Source organism: Cupriavidus oxalaticus, assembly GCF_004768545.1.
GTDB lineage: Bacteria > Pseudomonadota > Gammaproteobacteria > Burkholderiales > Burkholderiaceae > Cupriavidus > Cupriavidus oxalaticus_A.
Genome location: NZ_CP038635.1, coordinates 869,395 through 885,896 on the forward strand (window position 1 = coordinate 869,395; position 16,502 = coordinate 885,896).

The 16,502-nt window shown below is 67.0% G+C and carries 17 protein-coding genes and 1 tRNA gene; 9 read left to right on the top strand and 9 right to left on the bottom strand.

The window, feature by feature from the left end:
• Positions 1-30 precede the first annotated feature (30 nt).
• The 3 genes from E0W60_RS14805 to E0W60_RS14815 are packed head-to-tail and all read left to right on the top strand — an operon-like array spanning position 31 to position 2,285.
• Entirely contained in the window at positions 31-819 is a 789-nt protein-coding gene (locus E0W60_RS14805) for an SDR family oxidoreductase (RefSeq protein ID WP_133094065.1), read from the top strand.
• A gap of 44 nt (positions 820-863) precedes the next feature.
• Entirely contained in the window at positions 864-1,265 is a 402-nt protein-coding gene (locus E0W60_RS14810) for a methylglyoxal synthase (RefSeq protein WP_195428350.1), read from the top strand.
• Positions 1,266-1,307: 42 nt separating this feature from the next.
• Positions 1,308-2,285 (top strand): quinone oxidoreductase family protein, encoded by a 978-nt coding sequence (locus E0W60_RS14815; RefSeq protein ID WP_133094067.1) that lies wholly within the window; start codon positions 1,308-1,310, stop codon positions 2,283-2,285.
• Between the two features lie 69 nt (positions 2,286-2,354).
• Here the strand turns inward: E0W60_RS14815 and E0W60_RS14820 are convergent, their stop codons facing one another.
• From E0W60_RS14820 to E0W60_RS14845, 6 genes are all read right to left on the bottom strand, one after another.
• A complete protein-coding gene (locus E0W60_RS14820; RefSeq protein WP_135704816.1) occupies positions 2,355-2,648 on the bottom strand; it encodes a YkvA family protein in 294 nt (97 codons plus the stop codon).
• Positions 2,649-2,859: 211 nt separating this feature from the next.
• The gene (locus tag E0W60_RS14825) at positions 2,860-4,005 is read right to left on the bottom strand and encodes a BMP family ABC transporter substrate-binding protein (RefSeq protein WP_135704817.1); all 1,146 of its coding nucleotides are present in this window, start codon (positions 4,003-4,005) and stop codon (positions 2,860-2,862) included.
• 70 nt (positions 4,006-4,075) lie between these two features.
• A complete protein-coding gene (locus tag E0W60_RS14830; RefSeq protein WP_133094069.1) occupies positions 4,076-4,996 on the bottom strand; it encodes an ABC transporter permease in 921 nt (306 codons plus the stop codon).
• Positions 4,997-5,013: 17 nt separating this feature from the next.
• Entirely contained in the window at positions 5,014-6,123 is a 1,110-nt protein-coding gene (locus E0W60_RS14835; RefSeq protein ID WP_135704818.1) for an ABC transporter permease, read from the bottom strand.
• Positions 6,116-7,675: an ABC transporter ATP-binding protein gene (locus E0W60_RS14840; RefSeq protein WP_133094071.1), complete on the bottom strand. Its 1,560-nt coding sequence runs from the start codon at positions 7,673-7,675 to the stop codon at positions 6,116-6,118. The genes E0W60_RS14835 and E0W60_RS14840 overlap by 8 nt, the downstream gene beginning before the upstream one ends.
• Positions 7,676-8,030: 355 nt before the next feature.
• The gene (locus tag E0W60_RS14845) at positions 8,031-8,969 is read right to left on the bottom strand and encodes a pirin family protein (protein WP_135704819.1); all 939 of its coding nucleotides are present in this window, start codon (positions 8,967-8,969) and stop codon (positions 8,031-8,033) included.
• Positions 8,970-9,644: 675 nt separating this feature from the next.
• On the opposite strand from E0W60_RS14845, the gene E0W60_RS14850 reads away from it, so the two are divergent.
• The 5 genes from E0W60_RS14850 to E0W60_RS14870 are packed head-to-tail and all read left to right on the top strand — an operon-like array spanning position 9,645 to position 13,594.
• The gene (locus E0W60_RS14850) at positions 9,645-10,361 is read left to right on the top strand and encodes an ABC transporter permease (RefSeq protein WP_135704820.1); all 717 of its coding nucleotides are present in this window, start codon (positions 9,645-9,647) and stop codon (positions 10,359-10,361) included.
• Positions 10,362-10,387: 26 nt separating this feature from the next.
• A complete protein-coding gene (locus E0W60_RS14855; RefSeq protein WP_135704821.1) occupies positions 10,388-11,329 on the top strand; it encodes a glycine betaine ABC transporter substrate-binding protein in 942 nt (313 codons plus the stop codon).
• Between the two features lie 22 nt (positions 11,330-11,351).
• On the top strand, positions 11,352-12,002 hold the full coding sequence (locus E0W60_RS14860; RefSeq protein WP_133094239.1) for an ABC transporter permease: 651 nt from the start codon (positions 11,352-11,354) through the stop codon (positions 12,000-12,002).
• Entirely contained in the window at positions 11,999-13,174 is a 1,176-nt protein-coding gene (locus E0W60_RS14865; RefSeq protein WP_135704822.1) for an osmoprotectant ABC transporter ATP-binding protein OsmV, read from the top strand. The genes E0W60_RS14860 and E0W60_RS14865 overlap by 4 nt, the downstream gene beginning before the upstream one ends.
• A 45-nt stretch (positions 13,175-13,219) precedes the next feature.
• Complete coding sequence (locus tag E0W60_RS14870; protein ID WP_135704823.1) at positions 13,220-13,594, top strand: hypothetical protein; 375 nt, start codon at positions 13,220-13,222, stop codon at positions 13,592-13,594.
• A gap of 43 nt (positions 13,595-13,637) precedes the next feature.
• Here the strand turns inward: E0W60_RS14870 and E0W60_RS14875 are convergent.
• Positions 13,638-13,727 (bottom strand) — tRNA-Ser (locus tag E0W60_RS14875).
• A gap of 312 nt (positions 13,728-14,039) precedes the next feature.
• Between E0W60_RS14875 and E0W60_RS14880 the strand changes: the two genes are divergently transcribed.
• On the top strand, positions 14,040-14,546 hold the full coding sequence (locus E0W60_RS14880; RefSeq protein ID WP_133094077.1) for a glycine zipper 2TM domain-containing protein: 507 nt from the start codon (positions 14,040-14,042) through the stop codon (positions 14,544-14,546).
• Between the two features lie 86 nt (positions 14,547-14,632).
• Here E0W60_RS14880 and hemW read toward each other — a convergent pair whose 3' ends face one another.
• Together hemW and rdgB are read right to left on the bottom strand one after the other, a co-directional pair.
• Complete coding sequence (hemW, locus tag E0W60_RS14885) at positions 14,633-15,877, bottom strand: radical SAM family heme chaperone HemW (protein ID WP_133094078.1); 1,245 nt, start codon at positions 15,875-15,877, stop codon at positions 14,633-14,635.
• The gene (gene rdgB / locus E0W60_RS14890) at positions 15,874-16,491 is read right to left on the bottom strand and encodes an RdgB/HAM1 family non-canonical purine NTP pyrophosphatase (RefSeq protein ID WP_133094079.1); all 618 of its coding nucleotides are present in this window, start codon (positions 16,489-16,491) and stop codon (positions 15,874-15,876) included. The genes hemW and rdgB overlap by 4 nt, the downstream gene beginning before the upstream one ends.
• Positions 16,492-16,502 lie beyond the last annotated feature (11 nt).

Sequence of the window (16,502 nt, forward strand, 5' to 3'; positions counted from 1 at the left end):
GTACCAACACAACAGACAAAGGAGAAACACATGGACATGGGATTGCGTGGCAAGCATGCGCTGGTGTGCGGCGCCAGCAAGGGCCTTGGCCTGGCCTGCGCCGACGCCCTCGCGGCGGAAGGCGTTGACGTGGTGATCGTGGCGCGCGGCGCCGAGGCGCTGGAGAAGGCCGCCGCCGACCTGCGCGCCCGCCATGGCCGCCGCGTGATCGCGGTGGCGACCGACATCACCACGCCCGAAGGCCGCAAGGCGGCGCTGGACGCCGCCGCCAGGCTGGGCGACCTCGACATCCTGGTCAACAACGCCGGCGGCCCGCCGCCGGGCAACTTTCGCGACTGGGAGCGCAGCGACTGGCTCGCCGCGCTCGACGCCAACATGCTGACCCCGATCGAGCTGATCAAGGCCACCGTCGACGGCATGATCGCGCGCAAGTGGGGCCGCATCATCAATATCACCAGCGGCGCGGTCAAGGCGCCGATCGACGTGCTGGGGCTGTCCAACGGCGCGCGCTCGGGCCTGACCGGCTTTGTCGCGGGCGTGGCGCGCGAAGTGGCGCAGCATGGCGTGACCATCAACAACCTGCTGCCCGGGCCGTTCAATACCGATCGCCTGCGCAAGACCATGGAAGGCGGCGCCCAGAAGGCCGGCCTGAGCGTCGAGGAAGTGGCGCAGCGCCGTGCCGCGCAGAACCCGACGCGCCGCTTCGGCGAGCCGGCCGAGTTCGGCGCTGCCTGCGCCTTCCTGTGCAGCCGCCAGGCTGCCTATATCACCGGGCAGAACCTGCTGATCGACGGCGGCGCCTACCCCGGCACGTTCTGATTTCCACCAGCCTGCTGCAGTCTCACCACCCCAACCAGGAATTACTGATGACACGCCCTCGCATCGCGCTGATCGCCCACGACCACAAGAAGGACGATATCGTCGCCTTCGCCACGCGCCATCGCGCGTTCCTCTCGCAATGCGAGCTGCTGGCCACCGGCACGACCGGCGGCCGCCTGATCGACGAGGTCGGACTGGAAGTGACGCGCATGCTGTCGGGGCCGTGGGGCGGCGACCTGCAGATCGGCGCGCAGCTGGCCGAAGGGCGCGTGCGCGCCGTGGTGTTCCTGCGCGACCCGATGACGCCGCAGCCGCATGAACCCGACATCAACGCGCTGGTGCGCGCGTGCGACGTGCACAACGTGCCGTGCGCGACCAACGTGGCTACTGCCGAACTGTTGATCGCGGGCCTGGCCAACGAGGCCGACGGCGCGCAGGCAAGCTGAATTCCCCCGATCGATGCAACACCACAATTAGGAGCGACGCAGATGAGCAAAGCCATCCGGATCGAGCAGACCGGCGGTCCTGAAGTCATGCAGTGGGTCGATGTGGAAGTGGGCGAGCCCGGCCCCGGCCAGGTGCGCGTGCGCCACGAAGCGGTGGGCCTGAACTACATCGACGTCTATTTCCGCACCGGCCTGTACAAGCAGCCGCTGCCGGGCGGCCTGGGCATGGAAGGCGCGGGAGTGGTCGAGGCCGTGGGGGAGGGCGTCGGCCACGTGAGCGTGGGCGACCGCGTCGCCTATGCCGGCCGTCCGACCGGCGCGTATGCGCAGGTGCGCGTGATGCCGGCCGATATCGTGGTGCGGCTGCCGGACGCGATCCCGTTCGACACCGCCGCGGCCATGATGCTGCAGGGCCTGACCGCGCAATACCTGATCCGCGACAGCTACCAGGCGCAGCCGGGCGACACGGTGCTGCTGCACGCGGCTGCCGGCGGTGTGGGCCTGATCGTCAGCCAGTGGCTCAAGGCGCTTGGCGTGACCGTGATCGGCACCGTCGGCACGGACGAGAAGGCAGAGCTGGCGCGCGCCAACGGCTGCGCCCATACCATCGTCTACACGCGCGAGTCGTTCGTCGACCGCGTCAAGGAAATCACCAACGGCAAGGGCGTGCCGGCGGTCTATGACTCGATCGGCAAGGACACGTTCCAGGGCTCGCTCGACTGCCTGGCGCCGCGCGGCACCATGGTGAGCTTCGGCAATGCTTCGGGCCCGGTGCCGCCGTTCGACCTCTCAGTGCTCGGCAACAAGGGTTCGCTGCGGCTGACGCGCCCGACGCTGATGACCTACGTGGTGCACCGCGAGCTGCTCGAGCCGATGGTGGCCGACCTGTTCGATGCGGTCACGACCGGCAAGGTCAAGGTCGATATCCGCCAGCAATATGCGTTGTCGGAAGTGGCGCAGGCGCACCGCGACCTGGAAGCGCGCAAGACCACCGGCTCGACCATCCTGCTGCCGCGCTGAATCCGGTTCCGCTCAGGCATAAAAAATCCCCGGCGCAGCGAGTGCCCCGGGGATTTTTCTTTGGCGGCTTCAGTGCGGCCGGACCGTGGTGGCTGTGGCGCGCGCCTGCGCCTGGCGCAGGATATGCGGCGGCAGGTGCTTCAGGATCAGGTGGACGGCCAGCGGGATCAGCACCACGTCGTCGATGATGCCAAGCCCGGCGACCACGTCAGGCACGAGGTCGATCGGCGAAATCGCGTACAGCAGCAGCCCGATCGCCGCGGGTTTCAGCCATGCCGGGGCATCCGGGTGGCGCAGCGCGTACCAGAACAGCCGCCCGTCGCGGCGTACCAGCGTCCACAGGGCCGAAAATCGCTTCAACATGAGAGGCCTCCTTCACATGGCGCGCGCCTGACACTGGCGCATACGCAGATAGCTTGGGCCGTTGTTGGCGGCTTCAAGTTCCGCGGGGGCAATGTGATGGGAGAGGCGGTGGGGGTGCGGCTGCCAATGCCTGCGGTTGTCTCCCCTCTCCCGCGCGCGGGAGAGGGAGAACACCTTGCTTAGGCTAGTCCGGGCGGCTTTGGTGCACCGATCAGCCCGGAATCTTCCCTTCTACACCCTCGACGTAGAACTTCACGCCATGCAGGAACTTGTCATCCGCGACCTGATCCTTCGCCAGCTGCTCCTTGCCGGTGTTGTCCTTGATCGGACCCTTCCAGATCGGCGCGCTGCCATCGGCAATGCCCTTCTTGCGCTCCTCGACCAGCTTCTTCACATCTTCGGGCACGACCGCGTTGAACGACTTCAGGTCGATCATGCCTTCCTTCAGGCCCCACCACGTGGTGCCGTTCTTCCACTGGTTGTTCAGCACGTCTTCCACCACCTTGTTGTAGTAGACGCCCCACGAGATCACCGACGCGGCCAGGTGGGCCTTGTCGCCGAACTTGGTCATGTCGCTGTCCCAGCCGAAGGCATGCACGCCCTTCTCCTGCGCGGTCTGCACCACCGCGGCGGAGTCGGTGTTCTGCATCAGCATGTCGACGCCCTGGCCGATCAGCGTGGTGGCGGCTTCGCGCTCCTTGCCCGGGTCGAACCACTTGTTGACCCACACCACCTTGACCGTGGCGTTCGGATTGACGCTGCGCGCGCCCAGCGTGAACGAGTCGATATTGCGGATCACTTCTGGGATGGGCACCGACGCGACCACGCCCATCTTGCCGGTCTTGCTCATCTTGCCGGCGACCACGCCGGCCAGGTACGCGCCTTCATAGGTGCGCACGTCGTACTGGGCCAGGTTGTCGGCGGTCTTGAAGCCGGTGGCGTGCTCGAACTTCACGTCCGGGAATTCCTTGGCGACCTTGAGCATCGACTCCATGTAGCCGAAGGTAGTGCCGAAGATCAGCTTGTTGCCCTGGCTGGCCAGGTCGCGGAACACGCGCTCGGCGTCGGCGGCGGATTCGGGCACGTTTTCGACGAAGGTGGTCTTGACCTTGCTGCCGAATTTTTCTTCCACGGCCTTGCGGCCGTTGTCATGCGCGTAGGTCCAGCCGGCATCGCCGACCGGTCCGATATAGACGAAGGCGACCTTGAGCGGTTCGCCCGCGGCAGCGGCAGCCGGCGCGGAGGCCGGGCCGGCGGTCTCGGCAGGCTTCTCGGCTTCCTTCTTGCCACAGCCGGCCAGGGCCAGCACTGCGGTGGCGGCCAGCGCCGCCAGGGTCTTCCTGCGCGTGACGATCATGATTTCTCCTTGTGTGAATTGTTTGGTAGCTCGGGGATTTCCGTCAAAAAAATCGATCAGATACTGGCGATCAGGCATTGCCGGGCCGGAACGGCTTCCCCAGCGATGCCGGCATGTTCAGCCGTATCCACGCGGGGTTGCGCGAGATCAGCGCCAGCACCACGATGGTGGCCGCGTACGGCAGCATCGACAGGAACTGCGAGGGCACCGATACGCCGATGCCCTGCAGGTAGAACTGCAGGATGGTCACGCCGCCGAACAGCCACGCGCCGATCAGCACGCGGCCCGGACGCCAGGTGGCGAAGGTGGTCAGCGCCAGCGCGATCCAGCCGCGGCCGGCGACCAGGTTCTCGACCCACATCGGGGTATAGACCAGCGACAGGTAGGCGCCCGCCAGCCCGCAGCAGGCGCCGCCGAACAGCAGCGCGCCGAAGCGGATGGTGCGCACGGGATAGCCCAGCGCGTGCGCGGATTCCGGCGACTCGCCGATCGCGCGCAGCGTCAGGCCGGCGCGCGTGCGGAACAGGAACCACATGATGGCAAGGCACAGCAGCAGGCTGAAATAGACCATCCAGTGATGCTGGAAGAACGCCGGACCGAAGAAAGGCAGGTTGGCCAGTCCCGGCACGGCCTTGGCCTGCGCCGGCATGGCGAAGCCGACGAAGCGCTGGCCCATGAAGGCCGACAGCCCGGTGCCGAAGATCGACAGCGCCAGGCCGGTGGCGACCTGGTTGGTGGCCAGCACCAGCGCCAGCCACGAGAACAGCGTGGCCATCAGCATGCCGGCCAGCGCGCCGGCGGCAAAGCCGAGCATCGGCGACTGGGTCTGGTAGCCGACCATGAAGCCGGCCACCGCGGCGACCAGCATCATGCCTTCGGCGCCCAGGTTGAGCACGCCCGAGCGTTCGTTGATCAGCAGGCCCAGCGCCGCCAGCAGCAGCGGCGTGCCGGCGTTGATGGCGGTGGCAATGAGGGGAGCGAGTTGTTCCATGTTTTCTCTTGCTCCGCTCAGGCCGTGGTGGCGCGCCAGCGCAGGCGGTTTTCGATCAGCGTGTCGCAGGCCAGCAGGAAGAACAGCAGCATGCCCTGGAACACCCAGCCTATGGCCGACGGCAGGCCCAGGCGCGATTGCGCCATCTCGCCGCCGATATAGAACAGCGACATCATGATGCCGCCGAAGACGGTGCCGACCGGGTGCAGCCGGCCGATAAACGCGACGATGATCGCGGTGAAGCCGTAGCCCGGCGAGATCGACGGCAGCAACTGGCCGATCGGTCCGACCACTTCAAACGCGCCTGCCAGCCCCGCGGTCGCGCCCGAGATCAGCAGCGCGCTCCACAACGCGCTGCGCGCCGAAAAGCCCGCGTAGCGCGCCGCCGCCGGCGCGGTACCGCCGACCTGCAGCCGATAGCCGGCAAAGCTGCGGAACACGAACACCGTCATCACCACCACCAACACCAGCATCACCGCAAAGCCGGCGTGCAGGCGCGAGCCCGACATCAGGTTGGGCAGCAGGAACTCGGACGAGAACACCTTGGACTGCGGGAAGTTCATGCCATTGGGATCCTTCAGCGGCCCGTTGACCACCCACAGCAGCAACTGCTGCGCGATATAGGTGAGCATCAGCGAGACCAGGATCTCGTTGGCGTTGAACCTGTCTTTCAGCAGCGCCGTGAGCGAAGCCCACGCCATGCCGCCGGCGATGCCGGCGAGCGAGGCCAGTACCAGAACCACGGTGCCGTTCAGGGCCTGCCCCGGCACGTCGAAATACAGCACCACGGCACCGGCGCAGATGCCGCCGGCAATCAGCTGGCCGTCGGCGCCGATGTTCCACACGTTGGCCCGGTAGCACACCGAAAGCCCCAGCGCGCACAGCACCAGCGGCACCGTCTTCAGCAGCACCTCGCCGATCGCGCGCTTGTCGCGCAGCGGATCCGCCAGGAAGACCTTGAGCGCGGCCACCGGGTCCTTGCCCAGCACCAGGAACAGCAGCGCGCCGAACAGCAGCGTCAGCGCCAGCGCAACCACCGGCGAGGCATAGGCCATGGTGCGCGACGGCAGCCCGCGCGGTGCCAGCGTTAGCGGGGAGCGGGGGAGGAGGCGTCGCACATCAGCCATGGTTTGCCACCTCCGCCGGGTGTGCCTTGGCGGGGCCGCCTTGCCACAAGCCGCTCATCCACAGGCCGACCTGCTCGCGCGTGGCAGTTTCGGTCGGCACCGACGGCGACAGGTGGCCCTTGGCGATAACATGCAGCCGGTCGCAGATCGCGAACAGCTCGTCGAGTTCTTCCGACACCACCAGGATGGCGCAGCCGGTGGCCTTCAGCGCCAGGATCTCGTTATGGATCTGCGCCGCGGCGCCCACGTCCACGCCCCAGGTCGGTTGCGCCACGATCAATACCCTCGGGCCGCTTTCGATCTCGCGGCCGACAATGAATTTCTGCAGGTTGCCGCCGGACAGGCTGCGCGCCAGCGCATCCGGTCCGCTGGCCTTGACGCGGAAGCGGTCGATCACCGCCGTGGCCAGCCCGGTGGCGGCCTTCGGCGAGATCATGCCCTTGCGCACGTAGGGTCGCGTCTGGTGCGACAACAGGACATTGGTAGCCAGGCTCATGCCCGGCACAGCACCACGGCCCAGGCGTTCCTCCGGCACGAAGGCGAGGCCGGCGCGGCGGCGCCGGCGCGCGTCGAGCTTGCCCACCGGCCTGCCGCCGATCTGCACCGATGCGCTGGCCGCGCGCGTGTCCTCGCCCGAGAGCGCCGCCAACAACTCCTGCTGGCCGTTGCCGGAGACGCCGGCGATGCCGACGACCTCGCCCGCATGCAGGTCCAGCGAAATCCGGCTCAGCTCGGTGGCGAAGGCATGCGCGCGCGGCAGCGACAGCTCCTGCACGCTCAGTTGCACCGGACCGCGGAAGGCAGTCACGCGCGCCTCGCGCGGCGGTTCGCCGCCGATCATCAGCCGCGACAGCGACGCCGCGGTTTCCTGCCGCGGATCGCACACGCCGGTGACCTTGCCCATGCGCATCACGGTGGCGTGATGGCACAGCGCGCGGATCTCGTCGAGCTTGTGGCTGATGTAGAGGATGCTGGTGCCTTCGCCGGCCAGCTGGCGCAGCGTGACGAAGAGCGTCTCCACCGCCTGCGGCGTCAGCACCGAAGTGGGCTCGTCCAGGATCAGCAGCTGCGGATTGGCCAGCAGCGCGCGCACGATCTCCACGCGCTGGCGCTCGCCGACCGACAGCGTGTGCACGTGGCGGTTCGGTTCCAGCGGCAGGCCGTAGCGTTCGGCGGTGGCGCGGATGCGCTCGGCCAGCTGCTTCATGTTGCCTTGCTGGCTGGCCGGCAGGCCGAGCGCAATGTTCTCGGTCACGGTCAGCGTGTCGAACAGCGAGAAATGCTGGAACACCATGGCAATGCCCAGGTTGCGGGCATCGTGCGGGCTGTTGATCGTGACCGGCGCCCCGTTGAAGTGCATCTCGCCGGCATCGGGCCGGACGGCTCCGAAGATGATCTTCATCAGGGTGGATTTGCCGGCGCCGTTCTCGCCCAGGACCGCGTGGATCTCGCCGGGTGCGACGGTAAGGCTGACGTCGTCGTTGGCGACGACGCCCGGATAGCGCTTGCTGATATGGGAAAGCGCCAGCCTGGGAGGGGTTTGTGATGTCACTGAGGCGGCTCGGGTTGTTGTGAGGGCAGCAACGTCGGATGAGTCAAAGCGCGGCAGTGCGTGGCGCAGGATCGCCGCGACGCATTGCAGCATTCATCATGAACTGGTGATGCTCGATATAGGTGACGAATTATATAAGTGAGCAGGGGATGGAAGGCTTGAAACGGGCGAGTGTCCAGTCCCTGCAACGGTTGCAGGCGGGTTGCAAGTCGCGTGCCGGTTGCGGCACGAAAAAAAGCCGCGGCCTCCTGGTGGAGGCGGCGGCCTTTGAGATTGTTTTCTCCCCTTGCGCCCCTCTCCCGCGGGCGGGAGAGGGGCGCAAGCCGGCGGCGCGGTGACGGCCTGGAGCCCGTCCTCAGGCACCGTTCCCAGCCGCGATGGTCGCGAATCGCCCATCCCGGAAATCCGCCAGCGTCTGGTAGATCTGCTCCTGCGTGTTCATCACGAACGGGCCGTACTGCGCAATCGGCTCGTTCAGCGGCTTGCCGGCGATCAGCAGGAAGCGCGCGTCGGCGTTGGCCCGCACCACCACGCCGTCAGCCGTGCCGGCGTTGTCCAGTACGCCCATGCGCTGGGCCTCGACCACCGCGCGGTCGCCGTCGTCGCCCTCGTCGCCGATCGACACCTCGCCCTGGTACACGTACACAAAGGCGTTATGCCCGGCCGGCAGCGCCTGCGTGAACACCTGGCCTGCCGGCAGGTGCACGTCGAGGTAGAGCGGCTCGGTCACCGGGCGCGCCACCGCGCCGGCCACGCCATGGCTGGCGCCGGCCAGCACGCGAACCGTGCCCCCATTGTCCAGTGCCACCGTCGGAATCTCGGCCGACGGCATGTCGCGGTACCACGGCGCGGTCATCTTGTCCGCGGCCGGCAGGTTCAGCCAGAGCTGGAAGCCTTCCATGCGGCCGTCTTCCTGCTCGGGCATTTCCGAGTGCACCACGCCGGCGCCGGCCACCATCCACTGGGCGCCGCCGTTCTGCAGCAGGCCTTCGTTGCCGGCGCTGTCGCGATGGCGCATGCGGCCGGCCAGCATGTAGGTGATGGTCTCGAAGCCGCGGTGCGGGTGATCGGGGAAGCCGCCGATGTAGTCGTCCTTGCTGTCGGTGCCGAAGGCATCGAGCATCAGGAACGGGTCCAGCCGGCGCTGCAGGTTCTGTGTCAGCACGCGGGTCAGCTTGACGCCGGCGCCGTCGGACGTGGCGATGCCCCGCACGACGCGGTCCACGGTGCGCGAGCGTTGCACGCTTTCCGCGGCGGTGGCGGGAACGGTGGTGAAGGGGGTACGGGTGTCCATGTCTTTCTCCTGTGGGCGGGAGGCGCGGCGATGGTGCCGCGCGGTCCCGTCGTTTCTGCTACCCCGTCAATTTAGTGGTTTGGCTGGGAAAGAGTAGAGGGCGGGAAGGGAACAGATTGTTCTACTCATAGGCATAGCGCGAAGGAGTCGCTATCAAAATTGGAACGGCGCACCCGGCGCCGCAAGCCCGGGAAAACCGGTGCCCTGAACGCCTCCCAAAAGCATAAAATTGCCGCAAATTTGGCGCCGGAAGGCGGAAAGATGACAAAATAAAAGAAGATCGCTATAATAGCGCTCTCATTGTCATCCGTTGATGTGAGTTGCAAGGTGGCCGATTCCGCGCCAGCCCTTGCCAGTCAACGGCCGATGGATCGGCGGCGCGTCGAAAAACCTCAATACCTGCGCTGCCACAGGCCAACTGGTCGCCACGCTTGAAGCGTCGCCGGTTGCGCCGCTTCAGGGAATGTCCGGCCGCATGCCGGCATCCCGTCAATCGGGCTCCCCGCCAACGCGGAAGGCCCACAGACCGTCCGCCGGCAATCGTGCCGGTCATGGCGGCAATGCAATCTGAACCGGGCGGGTGGCGCCTACATCTCCGCAACCACCAGCCCATATTGTTTTCCGCGATCTGGAAGTGGCGTCTTGCGCTCTTTTCCGGCCGGAAAAGGGGAGAGTATGTCAAAGGAATCGGCCCGGTCTTTCGCCTGGGCAGGACTGACGCTTGCCGCGATCGCCGCACTGGTCGCGTGGATCGGCGTCGATGTGATTCGGAAATATCAGGAACGCCTGATTTACGACGTTGCCGACCACCTGCGCCTGGTCGCGATCTCGATGACGCTGGCGCTAGCCACCGGCATCCCGGCCGGCATCGCGCTGAGCCGCCCGTGCATGCGCCGCTGGGCCGACCGGCTGATGCAGGTCTTCAACGTCGGCAACACGGTGCCGTCGCTGGCGGTGCTGGCACTCGCGCTGGCAGTGCTCGGCATCGGCGAGCGCCCGGCGATCCTGGCGCTGTGGCTGGCTTCGCTGCTGCCGATCGTGCGCAACACCTACGAGGGGCTGCGCAACGTTTCGCCCACGCTGCTGGAAGCGGCGCGCGGCATCGGCATGACCCCGGTGCAGCGGCTGGTGCGCGTGGAACTGCCCAACGCGCTGCCGGTGATGCTGGCCGGCATCCGCATTGCGCTGGTGATCAACGTCGGCACGGTGCCGCTGTCGTTCCTGATCGGTGCCAACAGCCTGGGCGAACTGATCTTCCCGGGCATCTACCTGAACAACCAGTCGCTGCTGCTGCTGGGCGCGGCCGCCACCGCGCTGCTGGCACTGGCACTGGACGCGTTGTTCGCCGCTGCCGGCCAGGTGTATCTGCGCCGCCGCGGGCTGGTGCGCTGAACAAAGGGGCCGACATGAAAGATCCAATGCAATTTATCCGCCGCCGCGCGCGGCGCGCCGCGATGCTGGTGGCGGCTGTTACCGCGTTCGCGGCAGGGCTGGCGCTGGCAACGGCGCCCGATGCGCACGCCGCCGATGCTGCCGCAGCACCGATCCGCGTGGGCGGCAAGAACTTTACCGAGCAGCTGCTGCTGTCGTCGATGACGTCTAAGTACCTGCGCGCCAAGGGCCTCACCACCGAGCTGACCGCCGGGCTGGGCAGCACGCTGATGCGCCAGGCCATGGAGAGCAACCAGCTCGACGTGGTCTGGGACTACACCGGCACCGCGCTGATCGTGTTCAACAAGGTCCAGGAAAAGCTGGGCGCGAAGGAAAGCTATGAGCGCGTCAGGCAGATGGACGGCGCACGCGGCCTGGTGTGGCTGGATGCCTCGGGCATCAACAACACCTACGCGCTGGCGATGCCGAAGGAACGCGCCGGCAAAGGCGTGACTACGCTGTCGGCGTTTGCCGAGCAGATGCGCAAGGCCGGCGCCGACGCCACCCATCCGTTCGCGGTCGACATGGAATTCGCAGCCCGCCCGGATGGCCTGGAGCCGCTCAAGGACCTGTACAAGCTGCCGTTCTCGCGCCGCGACGTGATCCAGCTCGACCCCGGCCTGGTCTACACCGCGCTGAAGAACAACCAGGTCGAGCTGGGCCTGGTCTATGCCACCGATGGCCGCGTCAAGGGCTTCGACCTCGTGCTGCTGGAAGACGATCTGCATTTCTTCCCTCCTTACAACGCGGTGCCGGTGGTACGCAAGCCGGTGCTCGACAAGCATCCGGAACTAGCCGGCCTGCTCAATGCACTCGCTGCCAAGCTCGACAACCAGAGCATGACCGACATGAACTACAAGGTGGACATCGGCCAGCAGCCGGTGGACAAGGTCGCGGAGGACTTCCTGCGCAGCCACGGACTGATCTGAGGAGGGCCGCATGGACCTGCGAATGGACATATTTGGTTACCTGCAGCACAGCTGGCCCACGCTGCTGAAAATGACCGGCGAGCATCTCGCGCTGGTCGGCTCGGCGGTAGGGCTGGCGATCCTGATCGGGGTGCCGCTGGGCATCGTGATCACGCGCTTCCGCGCGCTGGCCACGCCGCTGCTGGCGCTGGCCACCATCGTGCTGACGCTGCCGTCGATCGCGCTGTTCGGACTGATGATCCCGATCTTCGCGCGCTTCGGCCATGCGCTCGGCTACGTGCCGGCGGTGACGGCGGTGTTCCTGTACTCGCTGCTGCCCATCATGCGCAACACCTACACCGCGCTGGCCAATGTCGACCCCGGCATCCAGGAAGCGGGTCGCGGCATCGGCATGACCACCTGGCAACGGATGCGGCTGGTCGACCTGCCGCTGGCGGTGCCGGTGATCCTCGGCGGCGTGCGTACCGCCGTGGTGATGAATATCGGGGTTGCCACCATTGCCGCCATCATCGGCGCGGGTGGCCTTGGGGTGCTGATCCTGCAAGCGATCAGCCAGAGCAACATGAGCAAGCTGGCCGTGGGCGCGGTCCTGGTCAGCCTGCTTGCCATCGTGGCGGACGCTTTCCTGCAGTGGTTGCAGCGGGCGCTGACGCCGAAGGGGATCCGTCTATGATCGAACTCGACCAACTCACCAAGTCCTTCCAGCAGAAAGACGGCACCGAAGTGCGTGCCGTCGACGCCGTGTCGCTGACGGTGCCGCGCGGCGAGATCTGCGTCTTCCTGGGCCCGTCGGGCTGCGGCAAGACCACCACGCTGAAGATGATCAACCGGCTGATCGAGCCCACTTCCGGCACGGTGCGCATCGAGGGCGAGGACACGCGCGGCATCGACGGCGTGACCCTGCGCCGCAAGATCGGCTACGTGATCCAGCAGATCGGCCTGTTCCCCAACATGACCATCGAAGAGAACATCATGGTCGTGCCGCGCCTGCTCGGCTGGGACAAGAAGCAGTGCCGCGAGCGCGCGCGCGAGCTGATGGCGATGGTGCAGCTCGATCCCAACCTGATGCTCGGCCGCTACCCGCGCGAGCTGTCTGGCGGGCAGCAGCAGCGCATCGGCGTGATCCGAGCGCTGGCGGCCGATGCGCCGGTGTTGCTGATGGACGAGCCGTTCGGAGCGGTCGACCCGATCAACCGCGAGAGCATCCAGAACGAATTCCTGCAGATGCAGCGCCAGCTCGGCAAGACCGTGATCATGGTCTCGCACGATATCGACGAGGCGATCAAGCTGGCCGACAAGGTGGCGGTGTTCCGCCGCGGCAAGCTGGTGCAGTTCGACCACCCCGACGCGCTGCTGGCGCACCCGGCCGATGAGTTCGTGCAGGCCTTTGTCGGCCACGACAATACGCTCAAGCGCCTGCTGCTGGTGCGCGCCGGCGACGCCGCCACCATGCCGCCGAGCTGCCGCCCCGACATGCCGCTGGCCGAGGCGCTGGGCGTGATGGATGATGCCGACGTGCGCCACCTGCCGGTGGTGGACGATGCGCAGCGCGCGCTGGGCTATGTCACGCGCCGCGACGCGCGCCCGGGCAAGGGCGTGTGCAGCGACGTGATGCGCCCGTTCGCGGTCACCGCTGCGTTCGACGAGCACCTGCGCATCGTGCTGTCGCGCATGTACCAGCACAACACCAGCTGGCTGCCGGTGATGGGCGCGGACGGCGACTACCTGGGCGAAGTGACGCAGGAATCGATCGCGGGCTACCTCAGTTCCGGCCGCTCGCGCGGCCAGTCGGCGCTGGCGCTGCCGGCGGTTCCCGCGCCGGCGACGCTGCGCGCGGCGGCCTGAGCGCAACGCACGGCAGAGTGCGGGCATCCGGGCTATGCTTGACACATGCTCCGCTACTGCCGCTCGCCGCTATGCCTCGTCGTCGAAACCCGCTGGCTGATCCCGCGCGGGTTTGACGGCTTTACGCCCGGGCCGCTGATCCTGCTGCGGCCCGGCGCCAGCGACGCGCTGATCGAGCACGAGAAGGTCCACGTGCGCCAGTTCTGGCGCAGCTGGGGGCTGATGGGCGTGCTGTATCTCGCCAGCCGACGCTGGCGGCTGCGCTATGAAGTGGAGGCGTACCGGGAGCAGTTGCGGTACTGTCACCCGGACTCGGCACACGCCTTTGCGCGCGTGCTGGCTCAGAAGTACCGGCTGAAGATTTCTGAGGCGGAAGCCTACCGGTTGCTGACGCAGAGTCCCGAATCCACTTCCAAATAAGAAGGGCCCGCACCGGTTGCCTGGTGCGGGCCGTCTTGCTGTCTGGCGGAAGCGGTGAGATTCGAACTCACGGATGGGTCACCCCATCGGCAGTTTTCAAGACTGCTGCCTTAAACCACTCGGCCACGCTTCCGGAAAGTGCGGGCATTGTAGCGCGAAAGGGCGGGTCCCTCGGCGCCGCGTTGCCATCGACCTGAAGGTCAGGCCGCGCATTATACAAGGCCACGCGGGCAACGGGGTGCTCTTGCAGCGCGGCGAGGCGGCATGCGTAAACTTCCTGCCACACCGCTGGCCTCGGCTGTCGGCGTCTGTCTGACACCGCGGAACCTTCACATGGGACTGCTGCTCATATTGGAGTGCACGGGGTCGCGGCGTGTGCCGCCGGTGTTTGCTGCCGGTGTGTGCTGCAATCCCTGCTTCGACTGGCAACAGAGGAGAACTCAAAATGCGAATGCAAAGCAAGAAATGGCTGATCCTGCCGGCAGCTACCGCGGTGGCGGTGCTGGCCGGTTGTGCTGCGCCGTACAACGGCGGTTACAGCAATACCGGCTACAACACGGCGCCGCCCCCGGGCTACCAGACCCCCAACACCACGCAGGCGCCTGCCGGCTCGGTGTACTACGGCCGTGTGGAATCGATCGAGCCGATCACCTCCACGCAAGGCAGCTCTGGCCTGCTGGGCACGGTCATCGGCGGTGCCGCCGGCGGCCTGCTGGGCCATCAGATCGGCGGCGGGCGCGGGCAGACCGCGGCCACCATCGGCGGTGCCGTGGTCGGCGCGGTAGCGGGCAACCAGATCGAGAAGCGTGCGGGCAGCAATACGCAGACCGCGTATCGCGTCAACGTGCGCCTGGACGACGGCCGCGTCGCGACGGTGACCCAGTCGAACCTGGGCAACCTGCAAGTGGGCATGCGCGCACGCGTGGCCAACGATATGGCGACGCCGTACTGACGCTGACGGCGGTCGGAAAGCAGAAGGCCACGCGCTTGCGTGGCCTTTCTCGTTGAGACTTACCGGGACGCCGCAGCGTCCACAACTCAGTCCTTCAGGAACATTTCCTGCAGGTCATTCAGGAAGCGCCGCCCCAGCTCCGTCGGCCGGATGGTGGTCAGGTCCGCTTCCAGCAGTCCCTTCTTCTCGGCTTCGGCGAGTTGCTTGCTGATGGTGTGCAGCGGCAGCCCGGTGTAGTCGTGGAAGCTCGATGCCGGCACGCCATCGGTCAGACGCAACGCATTGAGCATGAACTCGAACGGCAACTCGTCGGCGCTAACATCGCGCGCCTCCTGCACGGCATTGCCGGCAAGCGCCTGCTCCATGTAGGTAGCGGGATGCTTGTGCCGCATCTGGCGCAGGATGCGGTGCGGGAACGACAGCTTGCCGTGCGCGCCCGCGCCGATGCCGAGGTAATCGCCGAAACGCCAGTAGTTGAGGTTATGGCGCGCCTCGCGATGCGGCCTGGCATAGGCCGAGGTCTCGTAGTGGCGATAGCCCGCCTCGGCCGTGCGTGCCTCGATCAGGTCCTGCATTTCGTACGCGCTGTCGTCGTCCGGCAGCGCGGGCGGGAACTTGGCGAACAGCGTGTTCGGCTCCAGCGTCAGGTGATACAGCGACAGGTGCGTGGTGCCGTACGACAGCGCGGTCTCCAGGTCCTGCCGGCATTCTTCCAGCGTCTGCCCGGGCAGGGCGTACATCACGTCGAGGTTGATGTTGTCGAAGCTCGCCTGCGCGATATCGATCGCCTTGCGCGCCTCGGCGCCGCCATGGATGCGCCCGAGCGCCTGCAGGTGCCGGTCGTTGAAGCTCTGGATGCCGATCGACAGCCGGTTGATGCCGCTGGCGCGGTAGCTGGCAAACTTGTCGGACTCGAAGGTGCCGGGGTTGGCTTCCATCGTGATCTCGGCGTCGGCATCGAGCGGCAGCAAGGCGCGGATATCGGACAGCAGCCGGTCCATGCCAGCGGCCGACAGCAGGCTGGGCGTGCCGCCGCCGATAAAGACGGTATGGACAGGGCGGCCCCACACCAGCGGCAGCGATTGCTCGAGGTCCGCGCGCAATGCGTCCAGGTAGATCTCTTCCGGGATCTCGTGGTTGTCGGCGCCCGGCGCCGCGTGCGAATTGAAATCGCAATACGGGCACTTTCGCACGCACCACGGGATATGCACGTACAGCGACAGCGGCGGCGACCCCGGCAGGCTGATCTGCCCGGGCTTGAGCCACAGCTGCTTGCTGTCGACGGGGGAGGCGGCGGACGGCGCGCTGCCGGCCGGTACGATCGGGATCATCGGCCGTTGCGCTGCGCGGCGTCGGCTTGCAGCCTGGCCACCAGTGCGCGCAGAGCTTGCGCGCGGTGGCTGACGGCGTTCTTCTCTTCCGCCGACAGCTCGGCGGCAGTCCTGCCCAGCCCCGGCAGCAGGAAATGCGGATCGTAGCCAAAGCCGCCCGCGCCGCGGGGCGCGTCGACGACCTCGCCATGCCACACGCCTTCGGCGATCAGCGGGCAGGGATCCTCGGCATGGCGCACGAACACCAGCACGCAGTAGTAGTGCGCATGGCGGTCCAGCTTGCCGGCCAGTTGCGACACCAGGTAAGCGTTGTTGGCCGCATCCGACCTGGGCTTGCCGGCCATCTGCGCATAGCGCGCCGAATAGACGCCGGGCGCGCCGCCGAGCGCGCGCGCACTGATGCCGGAGTCATCGGCCAGCGCGGGCAGCCCGGACAGCCGGCTGGCGTGGCGTGCCTTGGCCAGGGCATTCTCGACAAAGGTGACGAAGGGCTCCTCGGCCTCCGGGATGCCCAGTTCGCCCTGCGGCACCACGTCGAAGCCGAGCGGTGCCAGCAGCGTGCCGAACTCGCGCAGCTTGCCGGGATTGTTGGAGGCCAGTACCAGTCGTTGCATGGTCGGATCCC